Source organism: Stackebrandtia soli (assembly GCF_965137155.1).
Lineage (GTDB): Bacteria > Actinomycetota > Actinomycetes > Mycobacteriales > Micromonosporaceae > Stackebrandtia > Stackebrandtia soli.
In genome coordinates this window covers 13,687-29,330 of the sequence record NZ_CBCRZX010000054.1, presented here as the reverse complement: position 1 = coordinate 29,330, position 15,644 = coordinate 13,687, and the positions used below count along the sequence as shown (strand labels likewise).

Annotated in this window: 17 protein-coding genes; 11 read left to right on the top strand and 6 right to left on the bottom strand. The window is 66.6% G+C overall.

The genetic code is table 11. The features are described 5' to 3' along the window. Positions 1 to 322: hypothetical protein (locus ACM9NP_RS21255; RefSeq protein WP_415648525.1), on the bottom strand; the 322-nt coding region annotated here is incomplete at its 3' end. Between the two features lie 399 nt (positions 323 to 721). Between ACM9NP_RS21255 and ACM9NP_RS21250 the strand changes: the two genes are divergently transcribed. Continuing rightward, the gene (locus tag ACM9NP_RS21250) at positions 722 to 1,144 is read left to right on the top strand and encodes a DUF559 domain-containing protein (RefSeq protein ID WP_415648524.1); all 423 of its coding nucleotides are present in this window, start codon (positions 722 to 724) and stop codon (positions 1,142 to 1,144) included. 95 nt (positions 1,145 to 1,239) lie between these two features. Here the strand turns inward: ACM9NP_RS21250 and glpX are convergent, their stop codons facing one another. Next, the gene (gene glpX, locus ACM9NP_RS21245; protein WP_415648523.1) at positions 1,240 to 2,262 is read right to left on the bottom strand and encodes a class II fructose-bisphosphatase; all 1,023 of its coding nucleotides are present in this window, start codon (positions 2,260 to 2,262) and stop codon (positions 1,240 to 1,242) included. A 120-nt stretch (positions 2,263 to 2,382) separates the two neighbouring features. Here glpX and ACM9NP_RS21240 point away from each other — a divergent pair, with 120 nt between their 5' ends. The 7 genes from ACM9NP_RS21240 (at position 2,383) to ACM9NP_RS21210 (ending at position 9,674) form a co-directional block, all read left to right on the top strand. Then, positions 2,383 to 2,919 carry a DUF4245 domain-containing protein gene (locus ACM9NP_RS21240; protein ID WP_415648522.1) on the top strand — a complete coding sequence of 179 codons (537 nt, stop codon included), beginning with the start codon at positions 2,383 to 2,385 and terminating at the stop codon, positions 2,917 to 2,919. Between the two features lie 511 nt (positions 2,920 to 3,430). Then, a complete protein-coding gene (locus tag ACM9NP_RS21235) occupies positions 3,431 to 4,645 on the top strand; it encodes an ABC transporter permease (protein WP_415648521.1) in 1,215 nt (404 codons plus the stop codon). Beyond that, complete coding sequence (locus tag ACM9NP_RS21230; protein WP_415648520.1) at positions 4,642 to 5,517, top strand: ABC transporter permease; 876 nt, start codon at positions 4,642 to 4,644, stop codon at positions 5,515 to 5,517. Before ACM9NP_RS21235 ends, ACM9NP_RS21230 begins: the two co-directional genes overlap by 4 nt. An 8-nt stretch (positions 5,518 to 5,525) precedes the next feature. Next, a complete protein-coding gene (locus ACM9NP_RS21225) occupies positions 5,526 to 6,569 on the top strand; it encodes an ABC transporter ATP-binding protein (RefSeq protein WP_415648519.1) in 1,044 nt (347 codons plus the stop codon). Then, complete coding sequence (locus ACM9NP_RS21220; RefSeq protein WP_415648518.1) at positions 6,566 to 7,657, top strand: ABC transporter ATP-binding protein; 1,092 nt, start codon at positions 6,566 to 6,568, stop codon at positions 7,655 to 7,657. Before ACM9NP_RS21225 ends, ACM9NP_RS21220 begins: the two co-directional genes overlap by 4 nt. A gap of 17 nt (positions 7,658 to 7,674) precedes the next feature. After that, positions 7,675 to 7,860: a hypothetical protein gene (locus ACM9NP_RS21215; protein WP_415648517.1), complete on the top strand. Its 186-nt coding sequence runs from the start codon at positions 7,675 to 7,677 to the stop codon at positions 7,858 to 7,860. Beyond that, positions 7,857 to 9,674: an ABC transporter substrate-binding protein gene (locus tag ACM9NP_RS21210; RefSeq protein WP_415648516.1), complete on the top strand. Its 1,818-nt coding sequence runs from the start codon at positions 7,857 to 7,859 to the stop codon at positions 9,672 to 9,674. Before ACM9NP_RS21215 ends, ACM9NP_RS21210 begins: the two co-directional genes overlap by 4 nt. A gap of 290 nt (positions 9,675 to 9,964) precedes the next feature. Here the strand turns inward: ACM9NP_RS21210 and ACM9NP_RS21205 are convergent, their stop codons facing one another. Both ACM9NP_RS21205 and xseA read right to left on the bottom strand, forming a co-directional pair. Beyond that, on the bottom strand, positions 9,965 to 10,183 hold the full coding sequence (locus ACM9NP_RS21205) for an exodeoxyribonuclease VII small subunit (protein ID WP_415648515.1): 219 nt from the start codon (positions 10,181 to 10,183) through the stop codon (positions 9,965 to 9,967). A 2-nt stretch (positions 10,184 to 10,185) separates the two neighbouring features. After that, a complete protein-coding gene (gene xseA / locus ACM9NP_RS21200; protein WP_415648514.1) occupies positions 10,186 to 11,412 on the bottom strand; it encodes an exodeoxyribonuclease VII large subunit in 1,227 nt (408 codons plus the stop codon). Between the two features lie 220 nt (positions 11,413 to 11,632). Here xseA and ACM9NP_RS21195 point away from each other — a divergent pair, with 220 nt between their 5' ends. Next, positions 11,633 to 12,622 carry a 4-hydroxy-3-methylbut-2-enyl diphosphate reductase gene (locus ACM9NP_RS21195; protein ID WP_415648513.1) on the top strand — a complete coding sequence of 330 codons (990 nt, stop codon included), beginning with the start codon at positions 11,633 to 11,635 and terminating at the stop codon, positions 12,620 to 12,622. A gap of 4 nt (positions 12,623 to 12,626) precedes the next feature. On the opposite strand, the gene ACM9NP_RS21190 is transcribed toward ACM9NP_RS21195, so the two are convergent. After that, entirely contained in the window at positions 12,627 to 13,772 is a 1,146-nt protein-coding gene (locus tag ACM9NP_RS21190) for a DNA recombination protein RmuC (protein ID WP_415648512.1), read from the bottom strand. A gap of 24 nt (positions 13,773 to 13,796) precedes the next feature. Further along, a complete protein-coding gene (locus tag ACM9NP_RS21185; RefSeq protein ID WP_415648511.1) occupies positions 13,797 to 13,970 on the bottom strand; it encodes a hypothetical protein in 174 nt (57 codons plus the stop codon). 139 nt (positions 13,971 to 14,109) lie between these two features. On the opposite strand from ACM9NP_RS21185, the gene ACM9NP_RS21180 reads away from it, so the two are divergent. Further along, positions 14,110 to 14,862 carry a hypothetical protein gene (locus tag ACM9NP_RS21180; protein ID WP_415648510.1) on the top strand — a complete coding sequence of 251 codons (753 nt, stop codon included), beginning with the start codon at positions 14,110 to 14,112 and terminating at the stop codon, positions 14,860 to 14,862. A 488-nt stretch (positions 14,863 to 15,350) separates the two neighbouring features. Continuing rightward, entirely contained in the window at positions 15,351 to 15,623 is a 273-nt protein-coding gene (locus ACM9NP_RS21175) for a hypothetical protein (protein ID WP_415648509.1), read from the top strand. The last annotated feature ends 21 nt before the right edge of the window (positions 15,624 to 15,644 follow it).

Sequence of the window (15,644 nt, the reverse complement as noted above, 5' to 3'; positions counted from 1 at the left end):
TTGGTTGGTTAAACGTCTCGCTTGGTTGGGCAAATGTTCGAATTAGGCGTGTTTTCGCAATTTGCCCAACCAAGCGGAACTTTTGCCCAACCAAGCGAACCTGAAGTGAAGCTGAAATAGCTGCGCGGAACTGTAATTCGGCCATCACGCTGCTGGCATGACAAATGCACTGCTTCCCTTTCGACGGCGTGAGGCCTTTGCCTGGGGCTTTCGTCCGTCGACCCTCCGATCGCTCATCGAGGTCGGACTCTGGACCCGTGTCCGCCATGGTGCGTACGTTGTGACGCGGCATCGAGAACTGATCCCACCGTTGTTGTTGCATGCGGGGTCTGTACTGCCGGGGCTCGACGGGACACCCGCCATCAGCCACGAGTCGGCGGCGACCTTGTGGGAACTGCCGCACTTGCGACCTCCACAACCGTGGTTGCAGATGACACGGTGCCGTCGATCGCAAGGCCGGGCCGATTACCCGCACGCGATCGTGCATCACGCGAAAGTGATCGACGATCACGTTTCCCACGCGCACGTCCTCCCGAGCACGACACCGGCTCGGACGGTCATCGATATCGCTCGACTCCGGGGGATGCGCGCGGGAATGGTCGCGGCCGATGCCGCCATCGGTCCATCATCGACAGCTGATGGACCATTGTGTACCATTGAGGACCTTTGGGAGGCCGTCGAACTGTGTCGTGGCTGGCCTCGGGTTCGAACCGCTCGGTGGGTGATCGCGCATGCTTCCACCCTGAGCGAGTCTCCGTTGGAGTCGATCTCCCGCGCGGTGTTCTACAAGCACCGTGTTCCTCAACCGCTGCAACAGGTCTGGATCAATGATCAGATCCGCGTCGACTTTCTCTGGGACGCTGCGAAGCTCGTTGGCGAAGCCGACGGGGAGATGAAGTACGCACTCGATCCCGCCGCGCGGCGAAGGCAGGACGAGCGTGAGGCCACCTTGCGCGACCTCGGCTACACGGTGATCCGTTGGGGTTGGGACGAGGCTCTGATCGAACACGAGCACCTGGCCGCCCGGATCAGGACGGCTCTCGTCGACCGGCGCGTTCCCTCGCACGTCGGTTCCAGCGTCGATGGTTGGTACTCCACCAAGAACAGTTGGTTCCTGGCTCCCGCTTGCCGCTTGGTTGGTTAAACGTCTCGCTTGGTTGGGCAAATGTTCGAATTAGGCGTGTTTTCGCAATTTGCCCAACCAAGCGGAACTTTTGCCCAACCAAGCGGGAGGAGGGGTCAGGGCTCGATGGGGAGGAGGTTGCCGTCGAAGTCGACGACGGAGTAGCCGCGCAGCTTCTCGAGTTGGTGGTAGGAGTCGATGACGCGGACCGTGCCGGACTTCGAGCGCATCACGATCGACTGGGTGTACGCGCCGCCGCGCTGGTACCGGACGCCTCGCAGCAGGTCGCCGGAGGTGACGCCGGTGGCGCAGAAGAACATGTTGTCTCCCCCCACCAGGTCCGACGTGGTCAGCACTCGGTCGATGTCGTGCCCCGCGTCGCGGGCCTTGGCGCGCTCGGCGTCGTCCTGCGGCCAGAGCCGCGCCTGCATCGCGCCGCCGAGACACGTCAACGCCACGGCAGTGATGATGCCCTCGGGGGTGCCGCCGATGCCCATGAGCACGTCGACCTCGCTCATCTCACGGGCCGCCGAGATCGCGCCCGCGACGTCGCCGTCCGAGATGAACCGAATTCGGGCGCCGGCCTGCCTGATCTCCCGCACGAGGGTGTCGTGTCGTGGCCGGTCGAGGACGCACACCGTCACCTCGGAGATCGACCCGCCCTTCGCCTTCGCGATGCGGCGCAGGTTCTCCGCCGTCGGCGCCTCGATGTCGATGACGTCGGCGCACTCCGGGCCGACGGCGAGCTTCTCCATGTAGAACACCGCGGACGGGTCGAACATCGCGCCGCGCTCGGTGACCGCCAGGACGGCGAGCGCGTTGGGCATGCCCTTCGCCATGAGCGTGGTCCCGTCGATCGGGTCGACGGCGACGTCGACACCGGGGCCCGTGCCGTCCCCGACCTTCTCGCCGTTGTACAGCATCGGCGCGTCGTCCTTCTCGCCTTCGCCGATGACGACGGTGCCGCTCATGGGGATCGAGTTGATGAGCTGACGCATGGCGTCGACGGCGGCCCCGTCCCCGCCCTCCTTGTCGCCTCGGCCGACCCAGCGGCCGGCGGCCATCGCGGCGGCCTCGGTGACGCGGACGAGATCCAGTCCGAGGTTGCGGTCGAGTTCTTCGGTCTTGCGAACTGACATGGTGTGCTCCTTTGAACACCGAGGGACAGGTCCGGGTTTCGATCCTGACAGAGTTGTGCCGTCTCACCCGGTGGCGGGTCGGTGTCGGGCCTCGGCGTGTCGTCGGCCAAAATCGAGGCCATGAGCGCCCCAGAGAAGAGCACCGGTCGGGTCCGTGGCGAGCGTCCGCCGCGCGACATGTTGCTGTCGTTGGCGGTGTTGCTGGTGCCGATCGCGTTGATCTTCGGTCTGTGGCAGTTCATCGGTTCGGATCGGCAGGTGAGCGTCGTCAACGCCTCCCCGACGTATCAGGAGGCGGCCGACGCCGGCCTCGACGTGACTGAGCCGCAGGGCCTGTCGGAGGAGTGGAAAACGGTCTCCAGCATGGTGAATCGCGAGGACGGGGAGGCGACGCTTCGGGTCGGGTATTACACGCCGTCGGGTGCCGGCATGCAGTTCGTCGTGTCCGAGATCGACGAGGTGGAGCTGACGGAGTTGGTGTTGCGGAAGAATCCCCAACCGACCGGCGTCGTCGAGACGGCGAGCCGCGAGTGGAGCGGCTACGTCACCACCGACAACAACAACGCGCTGCTGTCGAGCGGCGGCGGCCAGACGTACATCGTGTACGGCGACGCGCCGATGGACGAGTTGAGCCAATTCGTGGAAGCGCTCGACTGAGGGCGAAGAACTCACCAACGCGCATCGATCACGCGTCCGATGAGCGCTTTCGGTGAGATGGCCGTCACGATGACGGTGACGGTTGACCGTCCCTTGAGAATAGACGTTATGTCCACTCTCGATGGTGAGATGGCGGGCGGTAGACCCCCGCGCCCATAATCGCGCCATTTCGGTGCCGCGTTCCGAACGCGGGCGACTTCGCCCTCGTCGGTGCGGCCGTGACGTTCGAGTAGCCCCGCCGGTCAGCGCTCATCGGGTGAGAACTCTTGGGGGAGAACGATTCTCGCGGTCCTTGATCCATAAACCCGCTTCCCGTGGCACGTCGTTCCCTTTTCGGTGGTTTCATCGCTCGATGAGGGCCGATGGGCGAAATCGAATCATGCTTCATCGTCCGTAATGTCCGCTGTGTCGTTGCGGTTTCGTGATCTATGGGGGCCGCCAGACTCGCAAGGTTTCTTGTATGTTCATGCCCTACGAGATGTAGATCACTCCCACGGTATGGAGAGGTTGCATGGTAGTGACCACGACGATGACCAAGGAGTCATCGGGAACCACCCGGCCACGCCAACGGTCACGCCCATGGGCACTGCGCGGCTGGCCCCGGGTCGGCGTCTGGCTGATCGTGTGGGCCGGGCTCGCCGCAGCCCTCCGGGCGATCGATTTCGGCGTCGGCGGCGCGATCGCGCTGGGGCTTGCGGGTTCCGTCGTCGTCTGGTGGGGCGAGTACATCGCCCAGCGCATCATGCGCGCCTACTTCGTCATCTTCGTCGTCGCCACCGGCGTGTTCTTCATGGTGCGACTGCTCCCCGGCAACCCCGTCGACGTGCTCATCGCGCGGTTGACGTCCGAGGGAATGGAGTATCAGGCCGCGGCGGCCCAAGCGGCCGCGCTCTACAGCTTCGACCCGAACACGCCGCTGATCCAGCAGTACTTCGACTACCTGATCGGGATGCTCCAGGGCGACTTCGGGATGACGCAGTCCTCGATCACCGTCCTGGAGAAGATCGCGCACCATCTACCGTGGACGCTGTTCAGCGTCGGTCTGGCGCTGATCATCGCCGTCGTCATCGGGCTGAGCCTCGGGATGATCATGGCGTACCGGCGGGGCGGCGTCATCGACCACACCGTCTCCTCGATCGGTTCGGTCCTCCACGCGATCCCGAACTACCTGGTCGCGCTGATGATCGTCGTCATCGGCGGGGTCCAACTGGGCCTCTTCCAGTACTCGGAGATGCGCGGCACCTACACCTCCGGCGTCCAGCCCGCCTTCACGGTCGAGTTCATCTCCGACGCCATGTACCACGCGACGCTGCCGGTCCTCGCGTACGTGCTCACTACCGTCGGCACCTGGGCGCTCGTCATGAAGGCGTCAACGACTCAGGCGCTCGGCGAGGACTACGTGACCGTCGCCCGAGCCCGCGGGCTCGCCTCGAGCCGGATCAGCATGATGTACGTGGGACGCAACGCCGTCCTGCCGCTCGTCGCGCAGATCGCGACCCAGGCCGGCTTCGTCGTCGGCGGCGCGATCTTCGTCGAGATGATCTTCGCGTACAACGGCATCGGTATCACCCTGTACAACGCGATCGCCGACCGCGATTACGCGCTCATCCAGGGAATCCTGCTCATCATCACGATCACCGTCGTGTTCGCCAATCTCATCGCCGACCTGACCTACGGCCTCCTCGATCCGAGAATCAGGACCTCAGGGAAGGAGCGCACCACATGACGGTGATAGCGCCCAAGCCGACCGTGCAGGGCCAGGGGCTGCTGTATCGGTTGACGCGCAACAAGGTCGGCGTCGCCGGGTTCGTCATCGTGGCCCTGATCATCCTGATGACGATCATCGCGCCGCTGTTCCTCTCCTCGACGGTTCCCTCCGACGCGTACAACACGTGGCAGGGACCGAGCGCGGAACACCCGCTCGGCACGGACAACGCGGGCAAGGACGTCCTGCACCAGATCCTCATCGGTGGCGGGACCGTCATCTTCGTCGGTCTCGGGGCCGCGGCCCTCACCACGGTCATCGCGGTGGTCCTCGGCGCGCTCGCCGCGTACCTGCGCGGGCCCGTCGACACGGTGCTGCTGCAACTGACCGACATCGTCATGACCGTTCCGCAGATCGTCCTCCTCGCGGTGATGGGCGCGTTCTTCCAGTTGACGAACCCGGTCCTGTTGGCGATCCTCATCGGCTCGCTGTCGTGGCCGATCCTGATGCGATCGATTCGCGCGCAGGTGTTGTCGCTGAAGGAACGCGAGTTCGTGGAGGCGGCACGGCTGCTCGACCTCGGGACGTCCCGCGTCGTCTTCGGCGAGATCGTGCCCAACATGGCCGGTTTCATCCTGATCAACTTCATCATCGCGGTCACCAACGCGATCTACGCGCTCGTCGGGCTGTACGTGCTCGGTCTGGCCCCGATCTCGGGCTCCAACTGGGGGATCATGATCCGCAAGGCGTGGGTCTTCGACGCCTTTGCGCTCCCCGAGGGAACGATGTTCATGATGGCGCCCATCATCATGATCGCCCTGCTCCAATTGGGACTGATCATGTTGACCCGTTCCCTTGAAGAAGTCCTCAATCCACGGTTGTCGGACGGGTAGGAGGAGCCATGAGCGAGGAACCGATCTTCTCGGTGCGGAACCTGCGCATCGAATACCGAACCGGGGCGGGCCGCACCGTCGAGGCGATCCGCGGCGTCGACTTCGACCTGCACGCGAACCAGTCGCTGGCGCTCGTCGGCGAGTCCGGTTGTGGCAAGTCGACGTTGGGACTCGGGCTGCTGCGGCTGTTGCCGCGCCTCGGCCGGGTCAGCTCCGGTGAGATCACCTACCGGCATCGGGACGGCGAGACCGTCGACGTGTTGAAGCTGCGGTCGACGGCGCTGCGGCGTTGGCGCTGGGGCGAGGTCGCCATGGTCTTCCAGGGCGCGATGAACTCGTTCAACCCGGTCATGCGCATCAGCGACCAGTTCGCCGACACGATGCGAGCCCATGCGCCGAGCGGGAAACGCTACTCGCGCAAGGAGATCGTCGAGCGGGCGTCCGAAGTGCTTCGATCGGTTCGGCTCGAACCGGGCCGGGTCCTCCCGTCGTATCCGCACGAACTGTCCGGTGGCATGCGGCAGCGGGTCCTCATCGCCTTGGCGCTGCTGCTGAAGCCTCAGGTGCTCGTTCTCGACGAACCGACGACGGCCCTGGACCTGTTGACCCAGCGCGCCATCGTCGACATGCTCCACACGCTGCGGGCCGAACTCGGGTTCGCGATGATCTTCGTGTCGCACGACCTGCCGTTGGCGTCCGAACTCGCCGACCGCGTCGCCACGATGTACGCGGGCCGCGTCATCGAATCGGGCGGCGTCGGCGACGTTTTCTCCACGCCTCGCCACCCGTACACGAGCGGCCTGATCCGGGCCGTCCCCCCGGTGCGGGCCGGTTCCGCCGAGCCGGAGTCGATTCCCGGCGCGCCGCCGGACCTCGCGGGGCTGCCGAGCGGTTGCGCGTTCCGGCCGCGGTGCCGTCACGCCGTGGAGGACTGCGAACAGACCGATCCGGTGTTGGAGCTCGTCGCGAGCCGCGCCGACGGTCTCGCGCACGAGGCCGCGTGCCTTCGATGGGAATCGATCGCCGAGCAGGAGAAGGAGGCCGTGTCATGACCGACGTGGATGACCTCGCCGTCGAAGAGCCCGTCGAGGTTCCCCACCAGGCCGAACCGGTCGATCCGGACGCGGGGCCCGAGCGGCCGCCGCTGATGGCGTTGCGGGGCGTGTCCCAGGTGTTCCGCACCAAGTCTGGCCCGATTCCGGCCGTCCGCGACGTGAGCCTCGCCCTCGACGAGGGCCAGGTGCTGTGCCTGGTCGGCGAATCGGGTTGCGGGAAGACGACCACCGCCAGGATGGCAGCCGGGCTCGCCGAACCGAGCGACGGCGCCATCGAGTACAAGGGCGTCGACCTCGCCGCGATGAACTCACGGCAACGCACCGAGTTCCGACGCAGCGTCCAGTTCGTCCACCAGGACCCGTACGCCTCGCTCAATCCGATTCGGACTGTCTACAGTACGCTCGCGTCGCCGCTGCGAAAGCACGGAATCGCCGCGACGAAACAGGAGGCATGGGACGCCGCGGCCGCGCTCCTCGAACAGGTGGACCTCACCCCCGCCGAGAACTACCTGACGAAGTACCCGCACCAGCTGTCCGGGGGCCAACGCCAACGCGTCGCCGTGGCCCGTTCGCTCACGCTTCGACCCCGCCTCATCATCGCCGACGAGGCGACCTCGATGCTGGACGTGTCGATCCGCGTTGGAGTTCTGCGCACCCTCACCAAACTGCGCAAGGACCTCGGCGTCGGCTTCGTCTTCATCACCCACGACCTCGCGATCGCGCGATACTTCGCGGCCGAGGGCCACATGGCCGTCATGTACCTCGGCCGCGTCGTCGAGTATGGACGAACCACGGACATCATCGACGATCCGCAGCATCCCTACACGAAGGCGCTGCTCGCCGCCGTCCCCGAGATCGACCCGACGAACCGGCTCGACCACACCACGCACATCACCGGTGTCGACATCCCGAGCCTCACGGCGCTGCCGTCCGGCTGCACCTTCCACCCGCGCTGCCCGATCGCCCGCGACGGCGACTGTCACGAGGTGGAACCACAGCTCACCGACGTCGACGGCGGACGTCGCGTCGCCTGCCACGTCGTCGCCGAGACGACCGGCGCAGTCGCCAGCGGGGGCGGCGACTGATGGACATGTTCGCGCGCATGGCACTCCCCGCGGCGTCCTTCGTCATCGCGGGGTCGCTGCTGATGGTGCTCGTCACCGAAGCCGGACGTCCGGAATGGATAATCTCGCTCGTCGCGCTCGGCGGTGGCCTCGCCGTCGTCGCCCTCACGATAGTTCTGGTCCGCCTCGGCGGCCGGGGCTTGTCCCCTCAGGAGGATGAATGACCCCTAACGATTTCGACCTGTCACGCAGGCGGCTGTTCCAGATGGTCGGTGTCGGCGCGGTCGGCGCCACCGGTCTGGTCGCGCTGTCCGCGTGCTCCAAGGCCGATCCTGGAATCCAAGACAAGGGCGCCTTCCACGGTGCCTACCCGTACGAGCAGCCCCCGGACGGGCACTACAACTGCGGCGGCGCGCCTTACGCCCCCGTGCTGAAGTTCATCATGGAGGGTCCGTACCGGGACCTGATGGTGCTGCCGTCGGCGTACTACTACTGGGACAAGAAGGAATGGGAGTACATGCTCGCCGAGGGTTCGGCCCTCGACGTCGAGAATGAGACCTTCACCGTCAACCTCCGCAGTGGACTGACGTGGAGCAACGGCGACCCGATCACCTCCGCCGACTACGAGACCACCCTGTGGATCCAGTGGTTGCAGAACGCCCCCTCGTGGGCGTCGATCGAGTCCATCGAGGCCGCCGACGAGCTCACGTTCGTCGTGCACCTGTCTAGCCCGTCCGCCGTCATCGAGCGCTACATCCTGCGCGGCAACGTCCTGCCGACGTCGATCTACGGTGAATGGGCCGACAAGGTGAAGGCGCTCGTCGAGGACGGCAAGACCCGCGCCGACGATGAGGCCCAGACCCTCGCCGAGGAGTTCAACGCGTTCCGGCCCGAAGAACTGCTCGTATCCGGCCCGTTCAACATCGACCCGGACCGCGTCACCGACACCGAGATGACACTCGTCAAGAACGACAAGGGTTTCGCGGCGGACCGCGTCAAGTTCGACAAGATCGTCATCTACAACGGAGAGACGCCCGCCGTCAACCCGCTCGTCAAGGACGGCAGCGTCGACTACGCCACGCACGCGTTCTCTCCCAACCAGGAGAAGGCGTACAAGGAACTCGGCCGCAAGATCCTGCGCCCGCCGAACTACTCCGGCCCCGGCATGTTCATCAACTTCAAGGCCCTTCCCGAGCTGAACGACCCGGTCGTCCGCCGCGCGATCGCGCACGCGATCAACCGGGAGGACACGGGCGTCGTCGCGCTGGGCGATTCCGGCGTTCCCGTGCAGTACATGGCGGGTTTCTCCGACATCATGGTGCCGGACTGGGTCGAGGCGGCGGACCTGGAGAAGCTCAACAAGTACGAGTACGATGTGGACAAGGCGGCCTCCCTGCTGGAGCAGGCTGGTTGGAAGAAGGACGGCGACCGCTGGACCACGGCGGACGGTAACCCGGCCGAGTACGAGCTGCGGTACCCCGGCGACTTCGCCGACTGGTCGGCCGCGGGCGACAACGTCGCCGAGCAGTTGACCGCGTTCGGCATCGTCATCACGGTCAACGCCGTTGACTTCGAGCAGTACGTCTCCAACATCGCCAAGGGCGACTTCGAGATCGCGATCCAGACCTGGGGCTCGTCGACGCACCCGCACCCGCACTTCGCGTTCGTCAGCGACCTGTTCCAGCACAACACGCCGATCACGAAGAGCTCCGGCGGTGACGGCATCGCGTTCGACCTCAACGTCGAGACGGAGGCCTTCGGCGAACTCAACCTGGAGGACGTCGTCAACGAGGCCGGCCGCGGGCTCGACCTCGCCGAGCAGAAGGCGAACGTCACCAAGGCCGCCCTCGCGTTCAACGAACTCCTGCCGATCATCCCGCTGTTCGAGCGCTACGGGAACAACCCATGCCAGGACGGCGAGGGCCAGCGGGTGAAGAAGTTCCCCGACGAGGACGACCCGATCCTGCGGAACGCGGCCTACGCCGACAACCCGATCATCATGCTGATGCTGACCGGGGACCTCGAACCGAACGAATAGGACCCGCACCGCGAGGTGACAGCCCCGCCCCGGACGGCACGGCCGCCGGGGCGGGTCGCTTTCCAACGATTCCGCTTGGTTGGGCAAACGGCTGGCTTGGTTGGGCAAATGTTCGAATTAGGCGTGTTTTCGCAATTTGCCCAACCAAGCGGAACTTTTGCCCAACCAAGCGGAGAGGGTGGTCGGCGGGGCAGGGATCGAACCGTGGCGGCCACCCGGTCAGTGTTACCGCGCGGAATCTTCCGCCCGTTCCGCCTTCTTTAGGCCAGCGCGGACTTTTCCTGCCAGTGTTACCGCGCGGACTCTTCCGCCCGTTCCGCCTTCTCCAGGCGAGCGCGGGCGCCCTCCAACCGAGCCGAGCAGAGGTCCGCGAGCCGTTCGCCGCGCTCCCACAACGTCAAGGACTCCTCGAGCGTGACACCGCCCGCTTCGAGCCGCTCGACGACCGCGACGAGTTCCGCGCGCGCCTGCTCGTAGTCCAGCTGGTCGTCCGCCTTGCCATCCGCCATGTTCAGTCCTTCGCCGTGACCGACAGTTCGCCGGTCGCCAATCGCACGGTGAGTTCCTCGCCGTGCTTCACTTCCGCGGCGTCCGTCACGACGCCCCCGCCGACATGGCGCACGATCGCGTAACCACGATCCAGGGTTCCCTTGGGAGACAAGGCGCGCAGTTGTGATCGGGCGTGCTCCACCTCGCGACCGGCCGTGTCGAGTCGCTGCCGGAACGCCCGGCGGATCCGCTGCCGGGCGATCGTCACGTCGTTCGCGCGCTCCTCGATGAACCGTTCCGGACGCGCCAGGCACGGCCGGGAACGCATCGCCGTCAGGCCGTGCTCCTCGCGGTCGAGTTTCACCCGGACCGCCTGCCGCAGTCGTTGCCGGGCCGCCGCGATGCCGCGTCGCTCCTCCGCGAAATCGGGGACGACGCGTTTGCCCGCGTCGGTCGGCGTCGAACAGCGGACGTCCGCGACCAGGTCCACGAGCGGATTGTCCGGCTCGTGCCCGATCGCCGAGACCACCGGAGTCCGGCACGCGAACACCGCCCGGCACAGCGTCTCGTCCGAGAACGGGAGCAGGTCTTCGACGCTGCCCCCGCCGCGCGCCAGGATGATCACGTCGACCTCGGGATCGGTGTCGAGGTCGTTCAGGGCCTCGATCACCGACGTCACGGCCGTCGCGCCCTGGACCGCGACCTCGCGAATCGCGAAATCGGCGCTCGGCAGGCGTTTGCGGGCGTTCTCGACGACGTCGCGGAGCGCCGCGGACGCCCGGCCGGTGATGAGCCCGATTCGGTGCGGCAGAAAGGGAAGCGGACGTTTGCGTTCGGCCGCGAACAGGCCCTCGGCGTTGAGCAGCCGTTTGAGGCGTTCCAGCCGGGCGAGCAGTTCGCCCAGACCGACCTGCCGGATCTCGATCGCCCGGATCGACAGGGTTCCGCGTCCGGCGTACCAGTCGGGCTTGCCGTGGATGATCACGCGAGCGCCGTCGCGGAGCGGGACGTCCGACGCGTCGACGACGTGCCGCGTCGTCACGACCGAGAGGCTGATCTCGGCGGCCGGGTCCCGCAACGTCAGGAACACCATCGCGGCACCGGGGCGGCGGCTGATCTGGGTGACCTGGCCCTCGATCCAGATCGTGCCGAGCCGGGAGATCCAGTCGCCGATCTTCTGGCTGGCGACCCGGACCGGCCACGGCTCCTCCGGTGAGGTCGGTCCGGTGCGGGCTTCGGGCTGGGTCACGTTGCGAGTGTAGAACGGGGGTGTGTCACGACCCCCGACCGCGCGTCCCACGCTGAGGCGCGTGTTTCATAGGTCGGATGCCGCGAGAGCTCTTAAGGCGTGTCAGGCGTCGCCCGGCCAGGTGAGCCGGTTCGGTGTTCGACGCCTCCGGCGTGCTGGGGCGCGGTGTGGGACCCGTGGCGACGCCGCCGAACTGGTGGCCGGCGGAACAGCCACTATCATGGGGGCCATGCCGAACGAGCGCGCGAAACGAGTCCTGCTGGCCAAACCCCGTGGCTACTGTGCCGGCGTGGATCGCGCCGTCGAGACGGTCGAGAAGGCGCTCGAACTGTACGGTCCGCCCGTCTACGTGCGGAAGCAGATCGTCCACAATATTCACGTGGTGCGGACCCTGGAACAGGGCGGCGCGATCTTCGTCGACGAGAACGACGAGGTGCCCGCCGGGTCGATCGTCGTGTTCTCGGCCCACGGTGTCGCCCCCGAGGTGCATCGTCAGGCCGAACAGCGCGACTTGAAGGCGATCGACGCGACGTGCCCGCTCGTGACGAAGGTGCACGCCGAGGCCCGGCGCTTCGCCGCCGACGACTACGACATCCTGCTCATCGGCCACGAGGGCCACGAAGAGGTCATCGGCACGACCGGTGAGGCACCCGACCACATCACGCTCGTCGACGGGGTCGACGACGTGGCGAACGTGAAGGTGCGGAACCCGGAGAAGGTCGTGTGGCTGTCGCAGACCACACTGTCGGTCGACGAGACGATGGAGACCGTGGCCGCGTTGAGCGACCGATTCCCGTCGTTGCAGGCACCGCCGAGCGACGACATCTGTTACGCGACGCAGAACCGTCAGCAGGTCGTCAAGGAGATCGCCGCCGAGTGCGACGTCGTGATCGTCGTCGGTTCGACGAACTCGTCGAACTCGGTGCGGTTGGTGGAGGTCGCGCTCCAGGCGGGTGCCCGCGCCGGTCATCTCGTCGACTACGCGCACGAGATCGAGGACGCGTGGCTCGCCGACGCGTCGACTGTCGGCGTGACGTCCGGGGCGTCCGTCCCCGAGGAACTCGTTCAGGGGGTGCTGGACCACCTGGCGGGGCACGGGTTCACCGATCTGACCGAGATCACCTCGGTCAAGGAGAAGCTGACGTTCTCTCTCCCGCGTGAACTCGTCCTCGACATGCGCGCCGCCGAGAAGGCCAAGGCCGAGGCCTGACCGATCACGGCGCCGCGTCCGGTGGCACGAGCGCCTCGTGCTGGGGATGTCGGGGGACCAGTTCGACCTGTTCGGCCTCCGGCAGCGGTTCGTGGGAGACCCCGAGGTCGGCGAACTTGCGGGCGGTGACCAGGACTCGCGACTCCATGGAGCCGATGGTCGCGTTGTACGCCGACACGGCCGCCGTCAGCGAACCGCCCAATTTGGACAGGTGGCCGCCCATGGTCGCCAGTCGTGAGTACATCTGACGGCCCAGCTCGTGGACCTTCGCCGCGCCCTCGGCGAGCGCGTCCTGCCGCCACGAGTACGCGATCGTCCGCAGCATCGCGACGAGCGTCGCGGGTGTGGCCAGGACGATGTCCCGCGCGAACGCGTATTCGAGGAGAGTCGGGTCGCGCTGGAGGGCGGCGTCGAGGAAGGTGTCGGCGGGAACGAACAGGACGACGAACTCGGGCGTCGAGGCGAACGCGCGCCAGTATTCCTTCTTGGACAGTTGGTCCACATGGCCACGGAGCTGTTTCGCGTGCATGTCGAGGTGCCCGTCGCGCACCGTGTCCTCGCGTGCCTCCATCGCGTCCAGGTAGGCGTTGAACGGCGCCTTCGCGTCGACGACCACATGCTTGCCGCCCGACAGTCGCACCAGCAGATCCGGGCGTATCGTTCGCGACTCGATCGTCGCGGTCGTCTGCTCCGTGAAGTCGCAGTGCTCCAGCATTCCGGCGGCCTCGACGACGCGGCGCAACTGGTGCTCGCCCCAACGGCCCCGGACCTGCGGCGCGCGCAAGGCCGACACGAGCTGACTCGTGTTGGTGCGCAACGCCTCCCCGGTCTCGGCGATCTGTGAGACCTGGGTCCGCAGCTCCGTGTACGCCGACAACCGCGACTTCTCGATGTCGCCGACGTGCCGCTCGTAACGGTCCAACGACTGCCACAGTGGATCAAGGAGCTCGCTGATGGCGCGCCGCGACTGGGCCGCCGCGTCCGCGGTGACGGCCCGCAACGACTGCTCCAGACGGGACTCGTTGTCACGCGCCGCGTCCAGCCGGGCCCGCAGCACCGCGTTCGCGGTACCGGCTCGCTGCGTCGCAGCCAACCATCCACACCCGCAACCGACCGCCACGCACAGCAACGCCAGCAAGACATAGTCCATCGACTCAGGTTAGAGGTTGAGCCGTCACCGGACGAGCGTGCGGCGCGGCCCGTACCGCGGGGTTCCCTGGAGGCCACCCGGCAGTTCGACTGCGGCGTCGCGGTGTTCGTGGTCGAACCGCTGGCACGGCTCGACGGCCATAGGCCACGTCGCCGAATCCTCCTCACCGTGCTTCAGCGCGCCGACGACGTCGAACACCGGTTCTCCGCCTCGCCGGGTGGTGCTCCGTCACTCGCCTCGCACGACGTGGGACGACCTCGCGTGCCGAGGCTGAGCCCACGCTGAGGGCATCGCCGACAACATGGTTGACCAGCGCGGCCACGGTTATCGTGGACGAATGACCGTCGCGATAGTAATCGTCGTTCTCGTGGCCGCCGTCCTCGTCGCCATCGTGGTCGTGGCGCGCAAGACCGCCGCCGACCGGCTCACGGACGCCCGCGAACAGGCGCAGCGGTGGTACGAGCGTCTCGGCGGGCAGACCTTCAACCTGGTGGCCGACCCGGCCAATCAGCCGGCCAGGCAGGCGCTCCTCGACGCGGGCGAGCGTTACAACGCGGCCGGCGCGCAACTCGAGCGGTCCACGACGGCCCGGCAGTACGAGCTGGCCGGGTACACCGCGGTCGAAGGTCTGCATTACGTTCGGGCGGCGCGCGAGGCCCTGAGGCTCGACCCCGGGCCCGTGGTTCCCGACCTGAGCGGTCAGCGCGGAGCGGGGATGATCACCGAGCGGATGGACACCGAGGTGGAGGGGAAGCGGTACTCGGCGTCGCCGTCGCCCGGCGCGGACACCTCGCACTACTACCCCGGTGGGGTCGTCTCGGGGCGTCGCGTTCCGGCGGGTTGGTATTCCGAACCGTGGTGGAGGACCGCTCTCGTCGCGGGGGCCTGGGGCTTCGGGTCGATGATGATCTTCAACGCGCTCATCACGCCGGGCCTGATGTCGGGTTCGATCGAAGGCTCCGCCGACGCGGGCGATGCCGGCGCCGGCGATGGCACGGGTGGTGGCGATGGTGGGGACGCCGGCGGCGGTGACGGCGACTTCGGTGGCGATTTCGGAGGGGACTTCGGCGGCGACTTCGGCGGGTTCTGACGGCTCGTCTGGCCCGTGGATCACCGTGGGCGTCGACGGTGCACCGGACCGTTGACGGCGGAGGTGGCGTCGGAGACGCCGGATGCCCACGGGAGTCGGACATCCCGGGCCTTTCGGTGTCTATAGGACAGTACATTGTGTTGGGAATTTAATGTTCTATAAGAATGTGCTACTTTCCGTCATTCGTCGTATGCGTCAATCAATTGTCGACTGAACGTCCGTATTCATTGGATACTCGGCCGTAGCGTGTCGAAATGTTGACGGCTTTTCGGTGTCGCGGGCGGTGTCGGGCGCGGGTTGTGGGTGGACATTGCCGCTAAGGCGATAGGGGATTCTTCGAGGCTCGCGCGGGGTCGCTGATCTCGTCCTCAGCGTCGTGAACCGTGGTGCTTCGGGTTCGCCCGTGCGCTGTCCTGGATCCGTCATGGAGTGACGACGGCGCGTTCGGGCTATGGTGCGGGTGTCGTGGTCCCGCTATCGTGTGCCGCATGAGTGACTCGGCGATTATGTTGGTGATAGTCGGAACGATCGTGCTGGGGATCATCGTCGCGGTGGCCATGCGCAGGTCCGGACAACAGGTTCATGGAAGAGCGCGTAGCCGGACGGCCGGTTCGAACGGCGCGGTCTACGGGGGAGACTACGACTCGAACGACGACTACGGTTGGAACAGCGACAGCGGCAGCGGTGGCGACTACAGCGGCGGTGACTCGGGCGGTGGCGGTGGTGGCGGCGACTCGGGCGGCGGCGGTGGCGGCGAGTGACCGTTCGCCATCCTCTTCAGA